The sequence below is a fragment of the Micromonospora humida genome (assembly GCF_016901255.1).
GTDB classification, from domain to species: domain Bacteria; phylum Actinomycetota; class Actinomycetes; order Mycobacteriales; family Micromonosporaceae; genus Micromonospora; species Micromonospora wenchangensis.
The window spans coordinates 1-2,641 of sequence record NZ_JAFEUC010000035.1; the positions used below are offsets into that span (position 1 = coordinate 1).

General features: G+C 71.0%; 1 protein-coding gene. It reads right to left on the reverse strand.

The genetic code is table 11. The features are described from left to right. Positions 1-2,641 (reverse strand): type I polyketide synthase (locus JQX11_RS31895; RefSeq protein ID WP_204928629.1); only part of this gene is annotated, 2,641 nt, incomplete at both ends.

Genomic DNA, 2,641 nt, shown 5'->3' on the forward strand with positions numbered 1-2,641 from the left:
CACCCCAACACACTCCTCAAACCGCCCCCGAAAAACAGCATCACACCCCCACAACTCCCGACCCATACCCCACCACTGCGACCCCTGACCCGGAAACACAAACACCGTCCCACCCGACACCACCCCACCCGACACCACACCCGAACAAACCGACGACACCACCCCCGACGAAACAGCCGAAGAAACCGGCGACGAAACCGACGAGGAAACCGACGAGGAAACCGACGGCGGAACATAATCCGAACCCGAACCCAACGCCGTCAAACCCGCCACCAACTCCGCCCGCGAACCACCCACCACCACCGCACGATGACCAAAAACCGCACGACCCGCCAACGTCCACGCCACATCCGACAACGACACCCCACCACCACCCACAAACCCCGCCAACCGCAACGCCTGCGCCCGCAACGACCCCACCGACCGCGCCGACAACACCAACGACACCGGACCATCCGGCTCACCGCCATCGGGAACCACCGCCGTCGCCGGCTCCGGCACCCCCTCCAGGACCACGTGTGCGTTCGTCCCGCTCATACCGAACGAGGAGACCGCCGACCGGCGGGGACGTTCGCCGTCCCACGGCCGTGCCTCGGTGAGCAGCTCCACCGCGCCGGACGACCAATCCACATGCGTGGTCGGCTCACCCACGTGCAACGTCTTCGGCATCACCCCGGCGCGCATCGCCAGCACCATCTTGATCACGCCGGCCACTCCGGCGGCGGCGAGGGTGTGGCCGATGTTCGACTTCAGTGAGCCGAGGAACAACGGACGATCCGCCGAGTGCTCCCGACCGTACGTCGCCAACAACGCCTGCGCCTCGATCGGATCACCCAACCGCGTCCCCGTACCATGCGCCTCCACCACATCCACATCACCCGCCGACAAACCACCACTCGCCAACGCCTGACGAATCACCCGCTCCTGCGACGGACCATGCGGCGCCGTCAAACCATTCGACGCACCATCCTGATTAACCGCCGAACCCCGCACCACCGCCAACACGGGGTGCCCGTTACGCCGCGCATCCGACAACCGCTCCAACACCACCACACCAACACCCTCACCCCACCCCGTACCGTCGGCAGAGGACGAGAACGCCTTGCAGCGGCCGTCGGGGGACAGCGCCCGCTGCCGGCTGAACTCGACGAAGTTGACCGGCCCGGCCATCACGGTGGCGCCGCCGACCAGGGCGAGCGAGCACTCGCCCGAGCGCAGCGAGCCGGCGGCGAGGTGCAGCGCGACCAGCGACGACGAGCAGGCGGTATCCACCGTGATCGCCGGCCCCTCCAGGCCGAGCGTGTACGCGATGCGGCCGGACGCGACGCTCGTGGTGGTGCCGGTGGAGACGTGTCCCTCGACGCTGGCCGGGGTGTGGCCCAGCCGGGTGACGTAGTCGCTGGTGATGACGCCGACGAAGACGCCGGTGTCGCTGCCGCGCAGGTCCGCGGGGTCTATGCCGGCCGCCTCGATGGCCTCCCACGAGGTCTCCAGCAGCAACCGCTGCTGCGGGTCCATGGCCGCCGCCTCACGGGGGCTGATCTCGAAGAAGTCCGCGTCGAACGTGTCGGCGTCGAGGAGGAACCCGCCCTGCCGGGTGTAGGTCCGGCCGACGGCGGCCGGGTCGGGGTCGAAGAGGTCGTCCACGTTCCAGCCCCGGTCGGTGGGGAAGTCGCCGACGGTGTCGACGCCGTCGGCGACCACCCGCCACAGGTGCTCCGGGCTGGTGACGCCGCCGGGGAACCGGCAGGACATGGCGACGATGGCGACCGGGTCGTCGGCGACCGCGACGGCGGTACGGATCGTCGGCGTCGCCGGTGCCGCGCCGTCCGGTCCGGCGACGACGGTGCGCAGATGCTCCACCAGCGCGGCCGGGGTGGGGTGGTCGAAGACCGCGGTCGCGGCGAGCGGGACGCCGGTCGCGGCGACCAGCCGGTTGCGCAGCTCGACGGCCGTCAGCGAGTCCACACCCAGCTCCCGGAAGGGCCGCTGCGGGTCGACCGGTTCGCCGTCGGTGCGACCGAGGACCACGTCCACCTCGGCGCGTACCAGGTCGGTGAGGAAGGCGGTCTGCTCCTGGGCGCTCTGCCCGGCCAGCCGTCGGGCGAGTTCACCGGTGCCGCCGGCACCCGTGGCGGCCCGCCGCCGCGCCGGGCGGACCAGCCGGCTGAGCATCGGCGGTACGGCGTCCCGGGCGGCGAACGCGTTCAGGTTCAGCCGTACCGGCAGGACCGTGGGGCGGTCCGCGTCGAGCACGGCGTCGAGGGCGGCGAGCCCCTGGTGCACGTCGATCGGCAGTACGCCGGCCGCCGCGATCCGGTCGAGTTCGGCCCGGCCGAGACCGCCGGCCATCCCGTCGGCGGTGTCCCAGAGTCCCCATCCGATGGCGGTGGCGCGCAGGCCGCTGCGCTGGCGGTGGTGGGCGAGGGCGTCCTGGAAGGCGTTGGCCGCGCCGTAGTTGGCCTGACCCGGGTTCCCGAAGGTCGCCGCGGCGCTGCTGTAGGTGACGAGGGTGACGTCGGGGTGGTGTTGGAGTGCGGTGTGGAGGGTGTGGGTGGTGTCGATTTTGGCGGTGAGGGTGGTGTGGAGGGTGTGGGGGGTTTGGGTGGTGAGGGGGGTGTCGTGGAGGGTGCCGGCGGTG